General features: G+C 61.3%; 20 protein-coding genes. 5 read left to right on the top strand and 15 right to left on the bottom strand.

The features are described from left to right. Positions 1-13 precede the first annotated feature (13 nt). Genes H4684_RS18135 through H4684_RS18110 form a run of 6 tightly spaced genes read right to left on the bottom strand, consistent with a single transcriptional unit; the run spans position 14 to position 7,565 of the window. On the bottom strand, positions 14-916 hold the full coding sequence (locus tag H4684_RS18135) for an AAA family ATPase (protein WP_192624819.1): 903 nt from the start codon (positions 914-916) through the stop codon (positions 14-16). Next, complete coding sequence (gene dapB, locus H4684_RS18130) at positions 917-1,702, bottom strand: 4-hydroxy-tetrahydrodipicolinate reductase (RefSeq protein ID WP_092188490.1); 786 nt, start codon at positions 1,700-1,702, stop codon at positions 917-919. A gap of 17 nt (positions 1,703-1,719) precedes the next feature. Continuing rightward, on the bottom strand, positions 1,720-3,570 hold the full coding sequence (locus H4684_RS18125; RefSeq protein WP_192624818.1) for a BRCT domain-containing protein: 1,851 nt from the start codon (positions 3,568-3,570) through the stop codon (positions 1,720-1,722). Further along, positions 3,567-4,682 carry a potassium channel family protein gene (locus tag H4684_RS18120; RefSeq protein ID WP_092188495.1) on the bottom strand — a complete coding sequence of 372 codons (1,116 nt, stop codon included), beginning with the start codon at positions 4,680-4,682 and terminating at the stop codon, positions 3,567-3,569. Before H4684_RS18120 ends, H4684_RS18125 begins: the two co-directional genes overlap by 4 nt. Further along, positions 4,679-6,691 carry an excinuclease ABC subunit UvrB gene (uvrB, locus tag H4684_RS18115; protein ID WP_092188497.1) on the bottom strand — a complete coding sequence of 671 codons (2,013 nt, stop codon included), beginning with the start codon at positions 6,689-6,691 and terminating at the stop codon, positions 4,679-4,681. The genes H4684_RS18120 and uvrB overlap by 4 nt, the downstream gene beginning before the upstream one ends. A 43-nt stretch (positions 6,692-6,734) precedes the next feature. Continuing rightward, positions 6,735-7,565: a phosphodiester glycosidase family protein gene (locus tag H4684_RS18110; protein WP_192624817.1), complete on the bottom strand. Its 831-nt coding sequence runs from the start codon at positions 7,563-7,565 to the stop codon at positions 6,735-6,737. A gap of 165 nt (positions 7,566-7,730) precedes the next feature. Here H4684_RS18110 and H4684_RS18105 point away from each other — a divergent pair, with 165 nt between their 5' ends. Continuing rightward, entirely contained in the window at positions 7,731-8,219 is a 489-nt protein-coding gene (locus H4684_RS18105; protein ID WP_192624816.1) for a hypothetical protein, read from the top strand. On the opposite strand, the gene yjgA is transcribed toward H4684_RS18105, so the two are convergent. The 5 genes from yjgA to H4684_RS18080 are packed head-to-tail and all read right to left on the bottom strand — an operon-like array spanning position 8,216 to position 12,343. Next, positions 8,216-8,743, bottom strand: a complete 528-nt coding sequence (gene yjgA, locus H4684_RS18100; RefSeq protein ID WP_092188503.1) for a ribosome biogenesis factor YjgA — start codon at positions 8,741-8,743, stop codon at positions 8,216-8,218. The two genes, H4684_RS18105 and yjgA, sit on opposite strands and share 4 nt — an antisense overlap. A gap of 18 nt (positions 8,744-8,761) precedes the next feature. Then, positions 8,762-9,475, bottom strand: coding sequence for a leucyl/phenylalanyl-tRNA--protein transferase (aat, locus tag H4684_RS18095; RefSeq protein ID WP_092188505.1), 714 nt, complete (start codon positions 9,473-9,475; stop codon positions 8,762-8,764). Positions 9,476-9,482: 7 nt separating this feature from the next. Next, positions 9,483-11,711, bottom strand: a complete 2,229-nt coding sequence (gene clpA, locus H4684_RS18090) for an ATP-dependent Clp protease ATP-binding subunit ClpA (RefSeq protein ID WP_092188507.1) — start codon at positions 11,709-11,711, stop codon at positions 9,483-9,485. Next, on the bottom strand, positions 11,712-12,026 hold the full coding sequence (locus H4684_RS18085; RefSeq protein WP_092188509.1) for an ATP-dependent Clp protease adaptor ClpS: 315 nt from the start codon (positions 12,024-12,026) through the stop codon (positions 11,712-11,714). It lies immediately after the preceding gene. Positions 12,027-12,040: 14 nt separating this feature from the next. Beyond that, complete coding sequence (locus tag H4684_RS18080) at positions 12,041-12,343, bottom strand: hypothetical protein (RefSeq protein ID WP_092188511.1); 303 nt, start codon at positions 12,341-12,343, stop codon at positions 12,041-12,043. A gap of 406 nt (positions 12,344-12,749) precedes the next feature. Here H4684_RS18080 and H4684_RS18075 point away from each other — a divergent pair, with 406 nt between their 5' ends. Both H4684_RS18075 and H4684_RS18070 read left to right on the top strand, forming a co-directional pair. Then, a complete protein-coding gene (locus tag H4684_RS18075; protein WP_192624815.1) occupies positions 12,750-14,468 on the top strand; it encodes an FAD-dependent oxidoreductase in 1,719 nt (572 codons plus the stop codon). Positions 14,469-14,518: 50 nt separating this feature from the next. After that, entirely contained in the window at positions 14,519-16,048 is a 1,530-nt protein-coding gene (locus tag H4684_RS18070) for a DUF4139 domain-containing protein (RefSeq protein WP_092188514.1), read from the top strand. 155 nt (positions 16,049-16,203) lie between these two features. Here H4684_RS18070 and H4684_RS18065 read toward each other — a convergent pair whose 3' ends face one another. The 3 genes from H4684_RS18065 to H4684_RS18055 form a co-directional block, all read right to left on the bottom strand. Continuing rightward, positions 16,204-16,356, bottom strand: coding sequence for a hypothetical protein (locus H4684_RS18065; RefSeq protein ID WP_153304600.1), 153 nt, complete (start codon positions 16,354-16,356; stop codon positions 16,204-16,206). 21 nt (positions 16,357-16,377) lie between these two features. After that, positions 16,378-18,372, bottom strand: coding sequence for a monovalent cation:proton antiporter family protein (locus H4684_RS18060; protein WP_192624814.1), 1,995 nt, complete (start codon positions 18,370-18,372; stop codon positions 16,378-16,380). A gap of 169 nt (positions 18,373-18,541) precedes the next feature. Then, entirely contained in the window at positions 18,542-19,459 is a 918-nt protein-coding gene (locus tag H4684_RS18055; RefSeq protein WP_092188518.1) for a sulfite exporter TauE/SafE family protein, read from the bottom strand. Positions 19,460-19,713: 254 nt separating this feature from the next. On the opposite strand from H4684_RS18055, the gene H4684_RS18050 reads away from it, so the two are divergent. Both H4684_RS18050 and H4684_RS18045 read left to right on the top strand, forming a co-directional pair. Then, positions 19,714-21,321, top strand: a complete 1,608-nt coding sequence (locus H4684_RS18050; RefSeq protein ID WP_192624813.1) for an ATP-binding protein — start codon at positions 19,714-19,716, stop codon at positions 21,319-21,321. Between the two features lie 364 nt (positions 21,322-21,685). After that, positions 21,686-21,961: an RNA recognition motif domain-containing protein gene (locus H4684_RS18045; RefSeq protein WP_015774269.1), complete on the top strand. Its 276-nt coding sequence runs from the start codon at positions 21,686-21,688 to the stop codon at positions 21,959-21,961. 163 nt (positions 21,962-22,124) lie between these two features. On the opposite strand, the gene H4684_RS18040 is transcribed toward H4684_RS18045, so the two are convergent. After that, the gene (locus tag H4684_RS18040; protein ID WP_192624812.1) at positions 22,125-22,817 is read right to left on the bottom strand and encodes a response regulator transcription factor; all 693 of its coding nucleotides are present in this window, start codon (positions 22,815-22,817) and stop codon (positions 22,125-22,127) included. Between the last annotated feature and the right edge of the window lie 246 nt (positions 22,818-23,063).

Here is a 23,063-nt window from a genome sequence, read left to right as displayed (position 1 = left end):
CCCCGCGCGGCGCTCAGGGGATGGGCACCGCGGCCAGAATCGCGGTCAGGTCAACGCCCGCGCCATCGGCCGAACGCAATCTGTGTCCGGCAAGACTGGGAAAGACCGCCTGCACGTCCTCGGGCAGCACGAAATCCCGGCCGTCGAGAAAGGCCCAGGCGCGGGACGCGCGGACCAGCGCCTGCCCGGCGCGGGGGGAGAGGCCGTTGACGAACCGCCCGCCAGTTCTGGTCCAGTCCAAAAGATCACGCACGTAGCGCAGCAGCGCGGCGCTGGTGCGTACATGATCGACGCGCTCCTGCAGATCGAGGACCTCGTCGGCATTGCTGACCGCCTCGGGCAGCACCTGACGGCCTGCGCTCTGACTGCGCCCAAGAAGCTCCAGTTCGGAATCCAGATCCGGATACCCAAGGCTGATGCGGAACAGGAAACGATCCAGCTGCGACTCCGGCAGCGGATAGGTTCCGGCCTGGTCCAGGGCATTCTGGGTGGCCAGGACGAAAAAGGGCCGGGGCAGCAGGCGCGTGCTGTTGTCCAGGCTGACCTGCTGCTCTTCCATGACCTCCAGAAGCGCGCTCTGGGTGCGCGGCGTGCCCCGGTTGATCTCGTCGGCCAGAAGCACGTTGGTGAAGACCGGACCGGGATGGAATACGAAGGAGGACTCGGCTGCGTCAAAGACCGAGACCCCCAGCACGTCCGCCGGCAGGAGGTCGTTGGTGAACTGCACGCGCTTGAATTCAAGCCCCAACACCACGGCCAGGGCCTTGGCCAGGGTCGTCTTACCGATGCCGGGGATGTCCTCGATCAGGAGATGCCCGCGTGCCAGAAGGCAAGCCAGGGAAAGGCGCAGCTGGGTATCCTTGCCCAGGACCACGCCGCCGAGCAAATCCAGAGCCTGCCGCAAGGTGCCTACCATCTACTCTCCCAGAAGCTGGCCCATGGAATAGAGCCTGCCGGGTTTGCGGCTTGAAAGCCATGCCGCCGCGCGCAGTGCGCCACGCGCGAAATTTTCACGGGAATGGGCGCGATGGGTGACCTCGACACGCTCGCCCGGGCCAAAGAAATAGACAGTGTGATCGCCGACCACGTCACCACCGCGCAGGGCGTGCACGCCCAGTTCCTTTTCCGGCCGCGCGCCGATGATGCCCTGACGGCCGTAGTTGCCGACCTCGTCCATTTTCCAGCCGCGCGACTCGGCCAGCACCTGGGCCAGCTTGACGGCGGTGCCGCTGGGGGCGTCCTTCTTGTGATGATGGTGGATCTCGGTGATTTCCATGTCGTAGGCCTCGCCCAGGATGCGTTCGAGCATGGGCAGGATGCGCACCAGGGCGTTGACGCCGATGGACATGTTCGGGGACCAGAAGATCGGAATGTCCCTGGCCATTGTTTCCAGTTCGGCCTGCTGGTCCGCGGAGAGTCCGGTGGTGCCGATGACGATGGGATTGCCCGTCTTCGAGGCCTTGCGGGCCGAGTCCAGGCTCACTTCCGGAGCGGTGAAGTCGATGACCGTCGCACCGGGACAGGACGGCAGGAGCTCCGCAAGATCGTGCATGACGGGACAGCCGAGCGTTTCCAGCCCCTTGCTGTACTCGGCCCGTTCCACGACCCCGCTCACGGTAAACTGGTCGGACTCCATGGCCAAATGGGTCAGGGTCGAGCCCATCCGCCCCTTGGCGCCCATGATGATGACTGGAATGCTCATGTAAGACTCCTCGTGTTTTATTGCCCTTGCGCGCCGATAAGACGCAGATATTCGTCTTCCTGCAGGATGGCCGTCCCGAACTGCCGGGCCTTGGCGAGCTTGCTTGCTCCGACGTTCTCGCCGCAGATGAGAAAATCGGTCTTGGAATTGACCGCGCTCTGCACCAATGCTCCCTGGGCGCGGGCCTCTTCCTGCATGTCCTCGCGCGAACCGCGCATCTTGCCGGTAAAGACCACATGCCTGCCCGCCAGTGGACTGTCAGTGACCTGCTCGCGGGCCGCTCCGGTGGCCATGATCCTGAAACCCAGCCCCAGCAGATGACGCAGGGTCGGAGCCACCCGTTGCAGCCCCCCGGCGATGGATCGTGCGGTGATGGCTCCAAAACCGTGTATGGCCTCGATCTGCTCGCGGCCGACTTCCGGCAGATCCTCAAGGCGAAACTGCCCGAGCAGCTTGCGGCTGTCACCCTTGCCCAGATCCTCGATGCCAAGGGCGGCCAGGAAACGCCACTCCTCGACCTCGCGAGTGCGGCTCAGATACACTGCCTCGGCCAGATTGGACGACTGCACGGGTCCAAAGCCCATGGCCCGAAATTCATCCTCGCCCAGTTCGTACACCTTTTCAAGGCTGTCATACCCGGATCGGACCAGCTTTTCCACGGTTTTGCGACCGAACCAATCGGCGTTGCCCAGCGTCTTGAACCAGTGCTCGATGGTCTGCACGACCTGATCGGGACAGTGCTCGTTGCCGCAGATGAGAAAATCGTTTTCCCGGACAAGCGCCGTGCCGCAGGACGGACAGTTCTCGGGGAGCGTGGTCGGTGCCGGGACGAGCACGGCTTCGACCTTGGGAATGACCTCGCCGCTGCGGATGATCTCGATCTGCGCTCCGGGACCAAGGCCCTTCTTCTCCATCAGCCCGGCGTTGTGGGCCGTGACCCTGCGGATGGTCGCGCCGGAGACGTTCACGGGCTCGACCATGAGCACCGGAGTGACCTTGCCCGTGCGTCCGACCTGCCAGACCACCTCCCGCACCACGGTCAGGGCGGTCTCGCCCTTGCGCTTGACCGCGATCTGCCAGCGGTAGTGGTGGCTGGTGGCGCCCATGCTGCTGCGCACGTCAGGGTTCACCACCTCCACGACCATGCCGTCCAGGGGATAATCCACCTGGCCCGAAAGCTCGTCCGTAAGCGCGTCCATGCGCGCAAGCAGCTCCGCCCCGCTCCCTTCCCAGCTCGGCAGCTCCGAGTAGGGCACGAAATGCACGGCTTCGTCGTCCAGGGCTTTCCTGGCGAACTCGTTGACCGTATCCGAGGACACGATGCCGACCACCAGATTGCGCGGATGCTCGAAGGCGTCGGCCAAGTGCTCCTGAAAATAGCTCTGCAGAATGACCATCTCGCCCACGCCCCGTCCGCGTCCGCCAAGGGGAATCATGCCCTTGGCGAAGGCGGAGCTGACCTCGTAGCCGCTCTCGCCATTGCCGCGCGTGACAAAGACCGTCCCGTCGTCGCGGCCGGCCAGGCCGTCGAGCTTGGGCGTGACCCGGTAGCGCACCTCGCTGACCCCGATCTCCCCGGCTTCCTTTTCCACGCGGGCCACAAAACGCTCCAGTTCCTCCGGAGTGTAGGCCTTGTCGGTGGAGAGCATGGGCACGGGGTGACGGATTTCACGCTTGCCGGAAAAAGTCTCGGGCTCGACCCGATGCAGGAAGGGGTGCTCAGGATCGAGCTCCCGCAACCGGGCGACCAGCAGGTCGTACTGGGCGTCGTTGACCTGTGGCACACCCCGCCGGTAGGCATCGTTGTACTCGATCAGTCGCTCGACCAGCCGCCTCTCCTCGGAAGGAAGCTCCAGCGGCAGGCTCATGCCTCGTCCCCCTGCGTGCCTCGGCACACGGTCTGCAATCCGGAAAAATTCTCGGGGGGGCCGACGGCGATGAGCGTGTCTCCGGCCTCGATGGTCACTTCCGGATGCGGATTGAAGGTCATCTTCCCGCCCGCCTTTTCGATGGCGATGATCATGAGGTTGAACCGGGGGCGGATGCCCGAGGTGATCAGGTTCTTGCCCACCAGTTCCGAGCCGGGCCGGACAGGAATCTCTTCCATCTGCAGGTTGTGCCCTTGGGTGGCCAGATCCATGAAATCGGTGACCGTGGGACGCAGCATGACCTGGGCGATGCGTTTGCCGCCGATCTGGTGCGGAGTCAGCACGCGGTTGGCCCCGGCCCGCTCCAGCTTGGCCACGGATTCTGGCCGGTCGGCGCGGGCGATGATGGTCAGCTCGGAGTTGAACTGGCGCGAGGACAGGGTGATGTACACGTTCTCGGCATCCTGGCTGACACAGGCAAAGAGCCCCTTGGCGCGCTCCACCCCGGCGGCGATGAGAAACTCGTCCGAGGTCGCGTCCCCGGCCAGAAACAGATAATTGTCCCGCTCCAGCTCGAAAAGCAGCTCCGGGTCCTTTTCAATGACGACCACGGGCAGATTTTCCCGCCGGAGCTCCTCCGCCACCACCGCGCCGATGCGCCCGTAACCACAGATGATGTAATGATCCGCCAGCGAATCGATGATTTTCTGCACCTTTCGTTTCCCCCATAAATCCTGCAATCGGCCTTCGACCACGACCTGTGTGAACGCACCCACCAGATAGGCAAAACTGCCCACGCCCATGAGAATCAGAAAAGAGACCATGAGCCGCGCCCGGTCCGAGAGCGGGTGCAGCTCCATGAAGCCCACGGTGGAGAGGGTCATGACGACCTGATAGAAGCTGTCCAGCAGGCTCCAGCCCTCCACCACCAGAAAGATGAACAGGCCGTAGGCAAAGACCGTCAGCAGAAAGCCCGCGCCCAGAACCAGCGGAAAAAAAGTTCCGAAACGGAACTTGACCATCTGGTACAACCCCGTGAAGCCGCGAATCCCCGCCGAACAGCGCGGCAGGAAACGGCGCAGAAATGATGTCCGCAGTGAGCATGTGTTCATGATCGTGTCGCCCTAGAACCGTCCAGACCATGGCGCTTCTCCAGGGTCTTGATCCGGTCCCGCAATCGGGCAGCCTCCTCGAATTCAAGCATTTCCGCCGCCTTGCGCATTTCGCGACTCAGGCGGGCCACTTCCCTGGCCGCATTCTCGGGGCCGGGATCGTAGTCCGCCGTTCGCTCTGCCGCCCGTTCCTGCTCCTTGATCTCGCGGTGCAGGTCGTAAAGAGTGTTCTCCGAGGTCTTGCGTATGGACTGGGGGGTGATGCCGTGCTCCTCGTTGTAGAGGGTCTGCCGCTCCCTGCGCCGCTGCGTCTCGCCCATGGCCTCGGCCATGGACCGGGTGACGGAGTCGGCATAGAGCAGGACCTTGCCCTTCACGTTGCGCGCGGCCCGTCCGAACGTCTGGATCAGGGACCGGGTCGAGCGCAGAAAGCCCTCCTTGTCGGCATCGAGCATGGCTACCAGAGAGACTTCCGGTATATCAAGGCCTTCGCGCAGCAGGTTGATGCCGACCAGCACATCGAACTCACCGGCGCGCAGGGCCTGGATGATGGCCACCCGCTCCAGGGTGTCGATATCCGAGTGCAGGTAGCGAGCGCGCACGCCCCGGGCCTGCAAAAACTCGGTCAGGTCCTCGGCCATGCGTTTGGTCAGGGTCGTGACCATGACCCGCTCGTCAGCGGCGATGCGCGCCAGGCACTGCTCCATGAGGTGGTCCATCTGGCCGCTCGTGGGCACGACCTCGACCTCGGGGTCGATGAGGCCCGTGGGTCTGATGATCTGCTCCACCACCACGCCCTGGGCCCGCTCCAGTTCCCAGGGGGCGGGCGTGGCCGAGACGAAGACGGTGGTGCCGATGCGCTCCAGAAATTCCTCGAAGTTGAGGGGCCGGTTGTCCAGGGCCGAGGGTAGCCGGAAGCCGTAGTCGACCAGGGTCTGCTTGCGCGAGCGGTCGCCCTTGAACATGGCCCCGACCTGGGACACGGAGATGTGCGACTCGTCCATGAAGAGCAGAAAATCCTTCGGAAAATAATCGATGAGCGTGGCCGGTGGCTGCCCGGTGGCGCGCCCGTCCAGGTGCAGGGAGTAGTTCTCGATGCCGTTGCAGTAGCCAAGCTCCTCGATCATCTCCAGGTCGAGCTGGGTCTTTTGCTCCAGGCGCTGCGCCTCGACCAGCATGTTCTTGCCCTGGAAATACTCCAGGCGCTGCCGCAGCTCCTCGCGGATGTCGACCATGGCCCGGACCAGATTGTCGCGGTCCGAAACGTAATGGCTGGCCGGGTAGATGACGGTCTTCGACATGCTCGACAGGATCTCGCCCGTGAGCGGGTCGGTCTCGTAGATCCCGTCGATCTCGTCCCCGAAAAACTCAATGCGCAGGGCCTGCTCGTGCTTGTAGGCCGGAATGATTTCCAGCACGTCCCCGCGCACGCGAAAAGTGCCGCGATGCAGGTCGTAGTCGTTGCGCTCGTACTGCACGTCCACCAGCCGCCCGATGATCGTCTCCATGGCCACATGCTGCCCGCACTCCACCGGAATGACCATCTTGGCGTAGTATTCGGGTGAGCCCAGGCCGTAGATGCATGACACGGAGGCGATGATGATCACGTCGCGGCGGGTCAACAGGGCGTGGGTGGCGGCGTGGCGCAGCTTGTCGATGTCGTCGTTGATGGCCGAATCCTTCTCGATGTAGGTGTCGGAATGCGGCAGGTAGGCTTCGGGCTGGTAGTAGTCGTAATAACTGACAAAATATTCGACGGCGTTGTGCGGGAAGAGGCCCTTGAACTCGTTGTAGAGCTGCGCGGCCAGGGTCTTGTTGGGGGCCATGATCAGGGCCGGGCGGTCAAGCCTCGCGATGACGTGGCCCATGGTGAAGGTCTTGCCCGAGCCGGTCACGCCGAGCAGCACCTGGTCGCGCACGCCCTGCCGGATTCCCGAGCAGAGGGCGTCGATGGCCGCCGGCTGGTCGCCGCGCGGGACATATTCGGATTCAAGCTGAAAAAGGGACATGGATAACCTGCACGTCGGGCCGCTGCCCGGCGTCATGAGGGGCTTATTTGGGCCGGATGCCCAGCACGTTGGGCGCGGGCCAGAAATTCTTGTTGCTGCCTTGAAAAAAATCGGATCGATACTCGCCCACGAAACGCCCCACGAAGCCGTTCACGTCGACATACATGGCCGCATCGGCCCCGCCTTCGACATACATGGCCCCGATCAGATCCAGGGGCAGGTCGATGAGGGCCTGGGCAAACTCGTGCAGGGACAGCCGGGGGCGGCAATGGACAAAGAGCAGCCGCCCCTCCCGGTCCATGGCGATGGCGGCGCCGGAATGGCGGCGGTCGCTCTGTTCCCAGAGATTTTCCCGCTCGCGGCTGATCAGGCGGTAGTTCTGGATGATCCCGTTGTAATCGGCCAGCGTTTCCTGCCAGTCGGCGTCGCTCTTGCGGTCCACCCAGCGCAGGGCGGGCAGGGCCGGGTCGCGGGGATGGAAGGCCAGGAACGCCCCGTAGTTCGGATGAATGAAGGAATTGATGACCACGTTGGCGTCGCGCATGTAGCCCGTGCTGCGCATCCGGTCGTCGGCCCGGAACATGCCCGCGTTGATGACCGCGACAAATCCCGAATGCCGGGCCCACTCCTGCATGCTGCGCATGCGTCCGGTGCCCAGGGCCGAACCCAGGGCCACGTCATAATTGCCGGAATCGATGCGCAGCACCGCCATGGAACTCTGCTGGCCCGCCAGGTCCCCGAACTGGTCGGGAATCAGGAACTCGCGCAGCTCAAGTCCGGGCGCCAGCACGCGCCACTCTTCCGCGAACAGCGAAGCGGCCGGAACGCAAAGGACCAGGCAGGAAAAAATGGCGCGAAGAAAAAAGGCGGACATGCTCGATGCTCCCTGATGGTCAAAAGGCCCAACTCGCAATTACATTCCACAGAAGCGGAATCATTTCAAGCAGAACGGCGCGCGCGGCATTGAAGCCCGTCCCGAAGCGTGCTAGACGTCTCCCAAAACAGTGACGCAATCAATCCGTCCAGGGAGGAAGGTTTCATGGAGACAGTTCGACAGGAAGCAAAAAACGCGCACCTCTGCCCGCGCGGACATGTCGCCACCATCTGCATCCGGGCTTTCAAGGGCCGACGTGACGTCCTCGTGCACCTCTTTCGGCCCGACTGGACCCCGGAGGAACCCGGCTATGACTGGTCCGAACTCGTGCAGGAAGATCCGGACACTGATCCGGCCGCACGCCGAGGCGACAGTCGCGCGGTCCTGCTCGAATCCTTCACCCGGGAGGAAATGGACCAGATCGTCGAATACCTCGCCATCAGGTACGCCGACCGGCTGACCCGCATCAGCGTCAATTCCCTGGAATTCCCCCTGCCCGCGGGTCTGCTGCCCTTGAGTTTCATGCCCGAAGGCAAGGACATCGGGCGCATCCGTTTTGAAATCGTGCCCCGGTATCCCCTGCCCTTCGCCGTGCACGGACTCTACGATCTGAGCCAGCACAAGCCCATGGACCAGGGAATGACCCAGCCCTAGTCCTCAGCCTGTTCGCGCTCGAAACTCTGGCGCAGCAGCCGAAACAGGGCGCGACCGTTCTTGGCCGGCTTTCCGGCGGCCTTCTCCGCCGCGGCCTGCTTTGCAAGCTGGCGCAGCTGCTGTGGGTCAAGGCCGAATCGCCCCACCAGCTCCGTCATTACGTCCCCGTCTCCATCCACCAGCGCGTCGCGCCAGATCTCGATCTGATGAAAGGCCTCGGCCTGCTGAAAACGAAGCTGGTCCAGTTCGTCCAGGGCTTCGCGCAACGGCACGGGATCGATCTTGCGCATGACCGTGCCGATGAACTGCTGCTGCCGCCGCTTGGCTTCCTTGTCCTTGAGGGTGTGGAAAAAGCGGATGGCCTCGACCAGATCCTCATGCAGATCAAGCCGCCCGAGCTGTTCCGGGGCCAGTTCGATGAGGCTCTCCCCAAGCTTCTGCAGGGCGACCATGTCCCGCTTGCGTTGCGATTTGCTTGGTCGTCCTTCCCAGTCTTCCTCGTTTCCGTGTTCAAATTCAGTCATTGTTTGGCTCCGTTAAATTTATTCAGGGTCCCGGCCGATCAAGGCTCCGTCACGCAGGCGCCAGGGCCCGCAAGGAGTCCGCAGCTTCAGGGCCCGCTCCAGGCGAAAAAGAAATTCGTCGCGCGGCATCTCGAATCCGCCGAAGCGGAGCATGTGCGCGGTGGTCTGCTGACAATCGAAAAGGACGAACCCCGCGCCGGTAAGGGCCCGCATCAGGGTCACGAGCCCTGCCTTGGAGGCGTCCGGCTCGCGGTAGAACATGGATTCCCCGAAAAAGACCCCGCCCATGGCCACGCCGTAGAGGCCGCCGACCAGGGCCGCGCCGGACCAGACCTCGATGCTGTGCGCGAACCCAAGGTCATGCAGACGGCAGTAGGCGGCCAGCATCTCCGGGACGATCCAGGTTCCGTGCGCGCCGCACCGGGGCGTCTCTGCGCAGCCGGTGATGACCTGCTCGAAGGCCGTGTCCAGGGTGAAGCGAAAGCGTCCCTGGCGCAGGATGCGATCGAGCCTTTTGGGCACATGGATGCGCGCGGGCTCCAGGACAAGCCTGGGGTCGGGGCTCCACCAGAGGATGGGGGAGTTCTCGTTGTACCAGGGAAAAATGCCCTGGGCATAGGCCATGAGCAGCCTGTGCGGCGCAAGATCCCCGCCCACGGCCAGCAGGCCGTCCTCGTCGGCATGGGCCGGATCGGGGAAGGCGGGCTGGGCGGGCAGGGCAAAGACGGTCATGTCGGGATCACTTGGTGGAGAAGGTGAAATCCAGCTCCCCGCTCTCCGTCAGCCCGATACGCACGCTCCCGCCGGTGGCGAGATCCCCGAACAGGATCTTGTCGGCGAGCTTGTCCTTGATTTCCGTCTGGATGAGCCGGCCCAGCGGTCTGGCCCCGAAAGCGGGATCAAAGCCCTTCCTGGCCAGCCAGGCGCGAGCCTCGGGCAAGAGATCAAGGGTCACGTTCTTGGCCGCGAGCTGGACACCAAGTTCGCCCATGAACTTGTCCACGATCTTTTCCATGATGTCCTGGGTCAGGGAATGGAACGGAATGATGGCGTCGAGACGGTTGCGGAATTCCGGGCTGAAGAGCTTCTCGATGGCGGCCAACCCGCGCAGCCCTCTGTCCTCCTCGACTCCGGCCTTGAAGCCGATAGCGTTGCCGCTCATTTCGCGGGCGCCGGCATTGGAGGTCATGAGCAGGATCACGTTGCGGAAATCGGACTTGCGGCCGTTGTTGTCCGTCAGCGTGGCGTGGTCCATGACCTGGAGCAGTATGGAGAACATGTCCATGTGCGCCTTCTCGATCTCGTCCAGCAGGAGCACGCAATGCGGGGTCTTGCGGATGGCGTCGGTCAGAAGGCCGCCCTGTTCGAAGCCGACATAGCCGGGAGGCGCGCCGATGAGCCGGGCCACGGCGTGCTTCTCCATGTACTCGCTCATGTCGAAGCGTACGAAGGCCACATCGAGGCAGGCCGCCAGCTGTTTGGCCAGCTCGGTCTTGCCCACGCCCGTGGGGCCGCTCAGCAGGAAGGAGCCCAAGGGGCGCTCGACGTTGCCAAGGCCCGCGCGGGAGCGCTTGATGGCCTGGGCCAGCATCTCCACGGCCTCCTTCTGGCCGAAGACCTTGGAGCCGAGCTCGAATTCGAGGCTGGCCAGCCGGTCACGGTCCGAGGCGCTGACGCGGGCGCTGGGAATACGCGCCATGCGCGCCACCACTTCCTCGATGTCGCGCCGGGTCACGGACTTGCGCCGTTTCCTCTCTCCGGAGAGAACGAAGATGGCCCCGGCCTCGTCGATGACGTCAATGGCCTTGTCCGGCAGGAAGCGGTCGTTGATGTGCCGGGCGGAAAGCTCCACGGCGGCGGAGATGGCCGAGGGCTGATACTTCACGCCGTGAAAATCCTCGTAATAGGGACGAAGCCCCATGAGAATCTTCTCGCTCTCGGCCACGGTGGGTTCGACGATGTCGATCTTCTGGAAGCGCCGCGACAGGGCGCGGTCCTTCTCGAAATGATTCTTGTATTCCTCGTAGGTGGTGGAGCCGATGCAGCGCAGTTCACCCGAGGCCAGCACGGGCTTCAGGATATTGGAGGCGTCCATCGACCCGCCGCTGGTCGAGCCCGCGCCGACGATGGTGTGGATCTCGTCGATGCACAGAATGGCCCCGTCCATGGCCTTGAGTTCCGAGATGACACCCTTGAGGCGGGCCTCGAAGTCTCCGCGATACTTGGTTCCAGCCAGCAGGCTGCCCATGTCCAGGGCAAAGATGCGGGCATCGGCGAACTGCTCGGGCACCTCGCCGCGGGCGATCTTGAGCGCCAGTCCCTCGGCCACGGCGGTCTTGCCCACGCCGGGGTCGCCGACGAAGATGGGATTGTTCTTCTTGCGCCGGGCCAGAACCTGCAAGGTGCGCTTGAGCTCCTCGTCACGGCCGACCAGAGGGTCGATCCGGCCCTCCTGCGCCCTGGCCACCAGATCCACGGTATATTTCTCCAGGGCGCTCTGCTTGGAGGCATCCCTGGTGTCGGCTTCGCCGCTGCTCCCGCCGTCGGGGAGCTGATGGGAAATGTACTCGATCACCGCCAGCCGCGTAAGCCCCTGAGCCTTCAGATAGTAGACGGCAAAGGCGTCCTCCTCTTCAAGCATGGCGGCCAGGAAATCTCCGGCCTCAACCTGGGACTTGCCCGAGGACTGGATGTGCAGGATGGCCCGCTGCATGGCCCGTTGCACGCTCACGGTCTGCACGATCTCGTGCTCGGGACGGGGACTCACGTCGAGATGATCGATGAAAAATTGAGCCAGCTGCTTGCGCAGACGCTCCAAATCTATGCCGCAACCGGCAAGCAGGCTCTGACCGTGGGTATCGAGCGTATAGCTGTACAGCAGATGCTCGAGGGTCAAGAACTCGTGCTGGCGAAGTTTGACCTCGCGCACGGCATTACCGATGATTCTTTCCAACTCCTTACTCAGCATTTACACCTCTTCCATGGAGCAGCGCAGGGGAAAAGACCGGGCCTTGGCCATCTGATGCACAAGCTGCACCTTGGTTTCCGCGACCTCGGCCGTATAGATTCCGCACAGGCCAATTCCTTTCTCATGAACGCTCATCATAATGGCAAACGACTCGGACTCGGATTTGCCGAAGACATTCATGAGCACTTCCACGACAAAATCCATGGACGTATAGTCGTCGTTATGCAGCAACACCTTGAACTGCCGGGGCTCCTGCAACTGGTCCTCGACCATGATATCCGGATCGGAACCCGGAACCTCAAACGGTTCGGTCATGACACACCCCGGCCCTATTCATCTTCACCGTATTCGTCGATCCAGGCCTGCAGAATCTGTACAACCTGACGGGCCTGCTTGACCGATGAAATATTGAACTTGGAATGCGGCGAAAAACGGCCGTTGCGCTTCTGGTAGCGCCCGACCCGGAACTTGACCGGCCCGAACTCTTCCTCGCCGCGCCCCACTTCCTGATAGGCGAACATGAGGGTCGACCATGCGCCTCGGGTCAGCACTTCCTTCTTCAATTCCTTGACCTTCTGGACGCCTTCTTCATCAGTCCAGTCTATGGAAATATCGTCGATGGTTTCAGCCATTGTCTCTCCTCGTAATTGATTCATCCGGCAGTTCAGGTCTTTGGGATCCGGGCAACAATGCGCGGGAACCGCCTTCTTTCGATGGGGACCGCCCCTTGGCAGGCGACCGTCCCCTTTGCAGGCGACCGTCCCCTTTGCAGGCGACCGTCCCCTTTGCAGGCGACCGTCCCCTTTGCAGGCGACCGTCCCCTTTGCAGGCGACTATTAATGCCGCGTTCGCTAAAAGCAAGTCTCAATACTGCCCGTGATCCACGGCATATCGCACGAAAGCGCACGCTCCGGGCCGGCCGCTTCCAATGCATTTTTCCACTACCGCTCCCGGGCGAAATATATTACCCAAAGCATGTTTTTTCCAAAACAACTCCTATTTTTTTACTATCAACATATTTAATTTCAAGGAGTTTTCATGTCTCTCAAAGTCGTTGTCATCGGCGGCGTGGCTCTCGGGCCAAAGGCTGCATGTCGCATCAAACGCATGGCGCCTGATGCCGAAGTGACCCTGGTCGACGCCAGCAAACTCATCTCCTACGGCGGCTGCGGAATCCCCTATTATGTTTCGGGAGACGTCAGCGATCATCAGCAGTTGCAGGAAACCAGCTTTCACATGGTCCGTGACGAACAGTTCTTTCAGGATTGCAAGGACTTCAAGGTCATGACCGAGACCAGGGCGCTGTCCATCGACCGCAAGGCCAAGACCGTCCTGGTCCAGGCCAAGGACGGTACGCAGACCACGCTGCCCTACGACAAACTGGTCCTTGGCATGGGCAGCACGCCCCGCAAACTGCCCATCCCCGGACGCGAACTCGGCAACGTCTTCACCGTGAGCACCCTGGGTGAAGCCATCCGCATCAAGGAGCAGGTGGCCAGCGGCAGCGTCGGGTCGGCCGTCATCGTCGGTGGAGGCTTCATCGGTCTGGAAATGGCGGAGTCCTTCGCGGACATGTGGGGCATCGAGACCACGGTCATCGAAGTGGCGGACCAGATCATGCCGGGCTTCATGAGCAAGGCCATGGCCACCATCGCCGAAAAGCATCTCGCGGAAAACGACGTCACCGTCCACACCTCGGAAATGGTTCAGGCCATCGAGGGAGAAGACGGCAAGGTCACGCGCGTGGTGACCAACAAACGCACCATCGACGCGGATCTGGTCATCCTGGCCGTGGGAGTCGTGCCCAACGACAGCCTGGCCCGGGAAGCCGGGCTGTCCTGCTCCGAACGGGGCGGCATCATCGTCTCCAAGACCATGCAGACCTCGGACCCGGATGTCTATGCCGGCGGCGACTGCGTGGTCATCGAAAACATCGTCACGGGCAAGATCGGCTACTATCCGCTGGGCTCCCTGGCCAACAGCCAGGGGCGCATCATCGGCACCAATGTCGCAGGCGGCAGGGAAACCTTCGACGGCGTGGTCGGCACCTTCATCATCAAGCTCTTCGATTACGCTTTCTCGGGCACCGGCCTGTCCCTGCCCGTGGCTCTGCGCGAGGGCTTCGACGCCTTCAGCACCCACGTCATCATGAGCGACCACTCCCACTTCTATCCCAAGCGCGACATGGTCAGCCTGGAGATTGTCGTCGAGCACCGTTCCGGCCGGGTCCTCGGATTGCAGGGCGCCTGCCAGAACGGCGATTCGCTCAAGGGACGCATCGACACCATGGCCGCCATCCTCAAGTTCCGCCCGACCCTGCGCGACGTGTCCAGCCTGGAGATGGCCTACGCCCCGCCCTTCGGCTCGGCCATGGACGTTTTGAATGCCGCGGCCAACACCGCCGAGAACATTCTGGTGGGCAGGAACGTCCCGCTCCAGCCTGTCGAATTCGCCAAGCTCTGGGAGAACCGCGTCAATGAAAACCTGCTCTGCATCGACACCCGCGAATGGGGCAATGCCGAGCCTTTCGTCACCAAGTACCCGGAATTCTGGAAAAACATCCCCCAGGGACAAATCCGCGGCAGGCTGGACGAGATTCCAAAGGACAAGAAGATCGTGCTGTTGTGCAACACCGGCGGCAGATCATACGAATCCCAGGTCATCCTGCGGCACGCCGGCTTTCTGGAGCCGGTCAACCTGCAGGGCGGCATGGGCTTCATCAAGCAGCTCGGATTCGACCCGAGCCAGGAAGATTGAGAACACTCGGCCAACCCTCGGGTTGGCCTTTTTTTTACTCAGGAGGACACATGGCCAGAATTCTTGCCGCGCTCATGCTTCTCTTTCCCTGCTGGGCCTGGGCCGCGCCAACACAGGTGACGCTCTTTCCGGATTCCGCCCAGGTCGAGGAGGTCTCGGCGGTGACGATGGAGACCGGCGAAGCGGGACTGTCGTCCTGCACCCTGGTCCTGCCCAGCCAGGCTGACCCGGCCAGCCTGCGATTTGGCAGACTGGCGGAAAAGGGAACCATTGCGGACCTGACCTGGAAAACCCGTCAGGAAAAGAATCAAAGCGCCCTTGAACCGCTCAACCGTCGCCTGGCTGAATTGAAAACGGAGCGGGACGCGGTCCTGTCCGAACTGGAAGGCGTACGCGGACGCATCGCCTTCTGGCAGGCCCAGACCAAGCCCGGCGAGCAGACCGTTGCGGCGCTGCGCGAACTGGCCGAGGAGATGGGCAAGGCCCTGCGCGAGAACACGGCCAAGGCCCAGACCCTGACGCCGCGCCTGGAGGAGTTGGAGGCAAGGATAGTCTGGGTGGAGAAGGAGATCGCCGACACGGCGGGCAAGGGCCGCACTGTATGGGAAGTCCGCGTCCTGATCGCGGGCGAGGCACCCAAGGAACTGGCCTACACCTACACCCTGCGTGACTGTGGCTGGACCCCCATGTATCGCCTGGAAGCCTCCCCGGCCCGCAAGAGCATCGATTTTTCCTGGCAGGCCAAGGTCTGGCAGCGTTCGGGGCAGGACTGGAGCGACGTGCGGCTTTTTCTGGCCACCATGCAGCCGCAAATCCAGGCCGAGCCCTCTAGCCTCCCGCCCTGGGAAATCGGGCCGCAGCGGGTATTCCGCAAGGCCATGGCCGGAGCACCCATGATGGCCATGCGCTCCGATGCCGCAAACGAGGAGATGTTCGCGGCTGCCCCCGCAGAGCCCGTGCAGGTCAGGCACAGCACCTACGCCGCCTGGGATATGGGCAAGAAATCGGTTCCGGCCGGAGACACCCGCATCCTTGAGATCGAGCGCGATGCCTGGCCGGTCAGCTTCACGCACCTGATCCGGCCCAGCCTCGATTCCAAGGCCTTCGTGCAGGCCAAGGCCGAGTTCGCCGAGCCCAAGGAACTTCCCCCCGGCACGGCTTTCCTCTTCATCGACGGAGCCATGGTCGATCAGCGCCAGTTCTCGCTCTCCGGCCGGGAAGCGACAGTGTTCTTCGGCACGGACCCGCTGCTGACCTGCACCACCGTCCTCAAGGACAAGAAGACGGGCGAAAAAGGTATCTTCAAGCAAAAACAGACCTTCCTGCGGCAGTGGACCATGACCGTGCGCAACGCCGCCGAGCGCCCGGTCCAGGTACGCATCGAGGAGCCGCGCCCCCTGCCCCGCGACGAACGCATCAACCTCGAACTGACGGCCAGGCCCGAACCCCTGAAAGAGGACGATCCGGAAATCCTGGCCTGGAACAGCACCATCGCTGCCGGAGCGGAAATGACCATCACCATGGACCTCAAGCTCGACGCCCCCGAAGATCTGAACATCGATCCGGGCTGGCGCTGGTAGGCGGCCGCCGAAACAACAAAAAACGCGCTCCCTCGCACATGAAAGGGAGCGCGTTTTTTGTTGCATCGCCGATCTTCCGATCCCCGATTCCAAAGCTCGAATTGCAGAGTTCGAATTTTAGGTTCCTGAAAAAATCCGAAAGACAAACCCTTCGGCTATCCCTTGTCCTTGGGCGGCGGCAGGGGCGCGCCGCATTTCTCGCAGCGTTCCCGGCGCTTATCGCCAGGCTGGGCAGACTGCCTGTGTCCGCAATGCGGACAGACCCGGACCTGGGAAATAAGCCTGCGCATCATTTCAACCAGAAACATGTCTTCACCCCATCGTTGCAATCAATTCCAGGTATCGCCTTCAGCGCCGATAAAAAGCGCAGCCTTCTCGGAAATCAAATCCTGCTCGCCAAAGACATGCACGCGGTCTCCGGCCTCGAAGACCCATTCCGGATCGGGATTGAGCGAGGTCCGGCCATCACGCTGCACGGCCACGACGGTCAGGCCGTGTTCCTTGCGCAACCGCGCCTCGATCAGGCTTTTGCCCTCGACGAATGCGCCCGGGACAACCCTGAGCACTGTCGCGCCAAAGGAGGAACAGACCCCGCCAAGGTTGCAGGCATCGGCGGTGTTGAGCACGGGCCTACGCAGCATTCCGTAGCCCTCGGCCCTGATCTCGCGGACGAATCGCTCAATGTCGCCCCTGGGTACCAGATAGGTGGACAGAACGCGAATGAACATCTCCACGGAGGTCTCGTATTCCTCGGCCACCACCTCCTGCGCCCCGAGCTGCATGAGCGGCTCGATCTCGCTGACGAAGCGGGTGCGCACCACGATGTGCAGGGCCGGATTCTGGGCCCTGGCCGTGGCCACGATGCGCCCGATGGCGGCCGGGTCGGAGATGACCACGGCCAGGATGCGGGCCTTGGTCACATTGATGTGTTCGAGCACGGCAGCCTGGGAAGCGTCGCCGTACATGATCGGCACTCCCCTGTCTCTTTCCCGGCGCACCGTGTCCGGATTCATCTCAAGGATCACGTAGTTGATGCCCGCCGCTTTCGCCGCCCGGGCCAGGTGATGGCCGCCCAGACCGAAACCGGCGATGATGAGATGATCATGCAGGTCCTCCTGCTCCGCCTTGGGCGGCTCGGCTTTGAGGCCCGGAGGCATGAGTTTCACCAGACGTGTGGATATGGCCGGAACAGCCGCAATGAGGAAAGGCGTCACCGCCATGGTCAAGATGGCAACCGCAAGAAAATACTGATATTCCAAAGGACTGAGCAATTTATTGCCCATGCCCACTCCCGCCAGCACAAAGGAGAACTCGCCTATCTGACACAGGCAAAGTCCGCCGAGAATGGCCACGTGCCATGGATAGCCGAGCAACCGTCCGGCCAGCGCGGCCAAAAAAGCCTTGAGGACAAGAACCGCCCCGGCCAACCCCAGAACCTGAGGCAGATGCGTCAAGACAAAAGCCGGGTCGAGAAGCATGCCGATGGAAACAAAAAAAATGCTCGTGAACACATCGCGGAACGGAAGGACTCCCTCCAGCGCGCTATGGCTGTATTCCGATTCGCTCATTATGAGTCCGGCCAGAAAAGCGCCCAAGGACAGCGAAAGGCCAACGCTCGAAGTCAAAAGCGCGATGGCGAAGCACAGGCCCAGGGTCGTCATGAGAAAGAGCTCCCGGCTGCGCGTGCGGATCGCGGCTTCGAGCACGCGGGGGATGACCTTCCTGGCCGCCACCAGCAGGACGGCTCCCACCAGGACCGCCTTGAGCAGCAGCTCCCCCAGGGATTGCCATGGATTATCCGCGGTGCCTGCCAGCAAGGGGATGAGCAGCATCATGGGCACCACCGCGACATCCTGAAAGATGAGCATGCCGAGGGAGATGCGCCCGTGCGGCGCACCGAGCTGCGCTTTTTCGCCCAGCAGCTTGAGCACGATGGCGGTGCTCGACAGGGCGGCCAGAAAACCGATGAAGATGGCCTTGCCGAGTCCCACCCCGTAAATCATGAACGGCAGTTCCAGCACGGCTATGGTAAGCAGGACCTGCGCCGCCCCGCCCACGAAGACCGGCTTCTTGAGGCGCTGCAATTCCGCCAGTGAAAGCTCCATGCCGATGACAAAGAGCAACAGAATCACTCCTATCTCGGCAAAAATCTCAACCTCATCGACGGCTCCGACAAGGCCGAGACCGTAAGGACCCGCCAGAACACCCGTGAGCAGGAAGCCTATCACCGGTGGAATGCGAAAACGGTGACTGGCGATGATCACGGCGCTGGACAGGCCGAAAATCATGACCACATCGGTCAAAATGGGAATCTCGACACTCATGAAAGTCCTCGAAACGTGTTTTGCCGCATGCCGGAGTTCCCGAAATTGTCATGCATGCCTTGCCCTGTGCAAGAGACTCACTGCAACATGCCGCCATGTAATGAAAAAGCAGGCCACGCTCAAATGGAGCATGACCTGCTGACAGGTTAAAGCACGGGTATCGAGAAGTCTAGCTGAAGAACTCCACAACATATTTGAATGCCGTGCTCAAAATGATCACACACAGCATGGCCTTGATGAGGCGGGCAGGGACGCGCTTTTGCAATCTGGCCCCGCAGTACATGCCGAGCATGCCGCCCAGACCGAAGAGAATGCCAAGCCCCCAGTCGGGGGCGATGGATTGACCGACGTGAAAAGTCGCCAGTACCTGATAGAACCCCACCCCCGCCACGGACGTGACCAAGGTGCCCATAAGCGCCGCCCCGGCCACCGTATAGACCGGCAGGCCGCAGATAGAGACAAAAAACGGGGCGATGATGGACCCGCCACCGATGCCGTAGACGCCGCCGACCACGCCCACGAGGAGGCTCATCATGAATATGGTCATGGTCGAGCAGGAATAGGTTTCTCCGGAAAAGTCGTAACGGATGAGTCGCAGGGAAAACTCCCTGACAGTGACCTCCCCAGTCCCGGCCGCTCCCCTGGATTCTCTGACCGACTGCCGGAAGCTGCTCTCCGACTTTTTCTCCTTCTGCCGCAACAGATCCCGAACCATGCGAAACCCGATGTAACCCAGGACCAGTCCGGCAAAGACCTTGAAATTTCTGGGGTCAGGCAGGTAGTTGACCCTGATCACGGCTCCGAGAATGACTCCCGGGAGGGTGCCGACAATCACGACCCAGGTCAGGGGCCAGACCATGCGCCTTTCCTTGAGATACCGATACACGCCGCTGGGAATGGCCACTATGTTGAAAAGATGATTCGTGGCGCTGACGGATGGCGCGGTATATCCGAGAAAGGACATTTGAAAGGGCAGGAGCAGAAAAGCCCCGGAAACACCCCCCATGGAGGTGAAAAAAGACACCACGAAGGCGGCCAAGGGCGGCAGCCAGGGAGAAACCTCAATTCCTGCGGTCGCAAAATACATAACACCCCCCGGTGCCCGGACACGAACCCATCCGAAATCTCGTCATTCAGCATGGGCGTCCAGGATTATGAAAGACACGGTTAAAGACATTTTTTTAATTTTTATCGTGTCACTAATTGCTCAGCTTCGAGTATTTTTGTCAAGAGAATCCGCTCCTTTTTCTTGTAAAAAAAAGCTTCGCGACGCCCAGGTCATTTCGAAAATGTTGACGGCAAGCTTCTTTCCGGCTCATCTGCGGGCCGGGAGGAATAATCATGCGCGCTTTGAGGGGTTCGCTCCTGTTCAAATTCGTGTCGGCCATCATCTGCATCGTCGTGCCGCTCTTGGGCATCATCTTTCTCTGGCAGGGCGTGGTCGAAGAGCGACAGGCCTGGTCCCAGGTGGTCAATCAGGCCCGCCTGCTGACCCGCCAGATCATCCTGACCCGTCAATGGGTCTCGGACAGCCAGGGCGTATTTCTCCGCCAGGACACGCCCGGCGCGCAGGGCGGCGGCGGGTTCTACTCCGACCTGCTGCCCACGGAACGCGGCGTTCTGCAACGCTTCACCCCCTCCATGATCACCAAGCAACTCTCCCTCTATTCCTACAGGCAGAATCTCTATCGCTTCCGCCTGGCGGGCATCGCGCCCATGAATCCGGAGAACAGGCCCGACGACTTCGAGCTGGCGGCCATCAAAAGCTTCTCCCAGAGCGAAAACAAGGAATACTACACCCTCGCCGATCATGACGGAGAGGCGATTTTTCAGTATTCGGCTCCCCTCTATGTCGACGAGACATGCCTGTCCTGCCACAAAAACTACACAAGCGGAACCGTCAGCGGGTGCCTGAGCATCCATCTGCCGGTCCAGCATGTGCTCGACTCCCTGAGCAGCAGCAAATTGCAGCTCTTTTCCTCGGCCCTGGCGCTCATCGTGCTGACGGTGTTGACCCTGTATTTTCTGGTCCGACATCTTGTCCTCAATCCTTTGAGCACGTTGGAGACCGTGGCCGAGGGCATCAGCAGGGGGCAATTCCCGGAGCGAATCCACTTCGGCGGCAGCGATGAAATGAACCGGGTCGGACAGGCCCTCGGCAGCATGAGCGCCAAGCTGCGGGAGGGGCGGGACAGGCTGGAGGAAGAAGTGCAGAACGCGACCAGCGAACTGGCCCTGGCCAACGAGGAACTCAAGACCCTGGACCGCCTGAAAAGCGAATTCCTGGCCACCATGTCGCACGAACTACGCTCTCCGCTGACCTCCATCCGGGGCGGACTCGACTACCTGCGCCGCACGGAAACCGCCTCGGACAGGCAGGATTACCTTCAGATCATGGACAAGAACCTGCGCAGGCTGGTGCACCTGGTCACGGACATCTTCGACATCACCCGCATCGAGGCGGACAAGATCGAGTGGAATTTCGGACCGGCGGACATGTCCGAACTGGTGGGGGAAATCGTGGAGATCATGACCCCGCTGGCGGAAGAACGCGAACTGCGCCTGCGCTTCCTGTCCCCCGGACCCATGACCGCCATGGTGGACGTGGAACGTATCGAGCAGGTCATCGTCAACCTGACGGACAACGCCATAAAATATTCTCCCGGGGGCGGCCTCGTCAGCTTCGTCCTGCTGCGAGGGGAAGGCGAATTCAAGATCCAGGTACGCGACCAGGGCCCAGGCATCCCGGCCGAAGCCAGGGAGGCCATCTTCAAGAAATTCCACACCGCGCCATCTTCAGGGCATTCCGGCAAACCGGGGGGCACCGGGCTCGGACTGGCCATATGCAGCCAGATCGTACGCGCTCACGGGGGGCGAATCTGGGTCGAGGACAACCCGGAGGGCGGCAGCATCTTCACCTTCACCCTGCCAGCCAGGGATGAGGACTGAGGGCCGATGTCCTGCCGACAAGAAAACATGGCTGATTCGGGCGACCACGAGGCCATATCAATTCAGCATCGTCGCGAAACACGGAAAAGCGTGCGCTTGGCACAAAATACTTCAGAAACAATTAAACGATCTATTCAAGCCCATTGCATATATTTTCGGGCCCGAGACATCGTGTTGTGGAAAAAATAAAAATAATAAACGTTGACATTAAATTCAGCCCCACCTAGTTACTGCTGACTTTGGCGGAAATGAAAACTTGAATTCAAGCTTGAATCCACTTTCATTATTTCGCAATCCTGTCGGTAGCTGTTTTCCGCAGGAACAAAGTTTTTCTTTTTACTTTTTTTTCTTTGGAGTTACTGTCTTGTCTAAGAACATCTATGTTGGAAATTTGTCCTGGTCGACCACTGATGCAGATCTGCACGCCATGTTTTCCCAGTACGGTCAGGTCAGCTCTGCCCACGTCATTGAAGATCGTGAAACCGGTCGTTCCCGTGGCTTCGGCTTCGTGGAAATGGATGACGAAGGTGCACGCAAGTCCATCCAGGCGCTGAACGGAACCGACTGTCAGGGCCGCAACCTGAAGGTCAACGAAGCGCAGCCCCGTGAAAGCCGCTCCGATAGCCGTTCACGCTACTAAGCAGAACACTACGATCGCGATGAAGCCCGTCACCTGACGGGCTTTTTTTTGCCCAAAATCCGGGCAAGCCCACCCCCCTTTCTCCGCCCCGAATTCTCTTCGCCGGCATTTCAAGATGCCTCCGCGACACGCCGTCATCACCCTGAATGCGAATGTCCACAGCCTATCCCGGACTTGGTTCGAATCTGTAGCCGACGCCGGCCACGGTCAGAATGAAGCGCGGGGCCTGCGGGTTGACTTCGATCTTTTTGCGCAGACGCTGCACGTGCACGTCCACGGCCCGACTGTGGGAATAGAGCTTGGAATCTCCCCAGTTCTGACTCTGGATGAAATCACGGGACAAGGCCTCGCCCGGATGGGTGATGAAAAGTTCAAGCAGTGAAAATTCGGTTCGGGTCAGGCTTGCCTCGCGGCCCTGAATCGAGGCCCGATGCGTGCGGTAATCAAGAATGATCTCCCTTTGACGATTGGCATTGGCCGACTCGCTGCGCCGCACTCTGCGCAGCACGGTCCGTATCCTGGCGGAAAGCTCCAGCGCATTGAAGGGTTTGACCAGATAATCGTCGGCTCCACTCTCAAGTCCCAGCAGTTTGTCTGCAACCGTGTCCCGGGCCGAGAGCATGATCACCGGCGCGTCGCTCTCCCGGCGCAGAATTTGGCAAACCTTTATTCCGTCAATGTCGGGCAGGTTCAGATCCAGCAGCACCAAATCGGGCGAATGGGCTTGCAGAACCGCGAGCCCTTCGTTTCCGCTCAGCGCACTGGACACCAGGAATCCGTCCAGTTTCAGATTGGCGGACACGGTTTTCACAATGTCCGCGTCGTCGTCGATGATCAGAATGTGTTGCTGGGTCATGGTTCCTTATCCTTTAAAATCATTCCCGAAAAACGGATCGCCCGTCCGGCAAGTCCTCCGTTGCGTACGGACTATCCGATACACAGGTTTCAATTCTGTTACAACTTTAACCACCACTCACCATGAATTTCTGATACGTAGCCAGGACAAATGGTAGTGTGCGGGATCTTCAGCAAAAAGAAAGACCATGGCATATGTGGGTTGTACCACCAAACCACAACTCCCGGAGGAATCTGCCATGGTCAG

The sequence above is a fragment of the Desulfomicrobium macestii genome, assembly GCF_014873765.1.
GTDB lineage: Bacteria > Desulfobacterota > Desulfovibrionia > Desulfovibrionales > Desulfomicrobiaceae > Desulfomicrobium > Desulfomicrobium macestii.
Note: the sequence above shows the minus strand (reverse complement) of the source record. Positions and strands in the feature narration are given on the sequence as shown.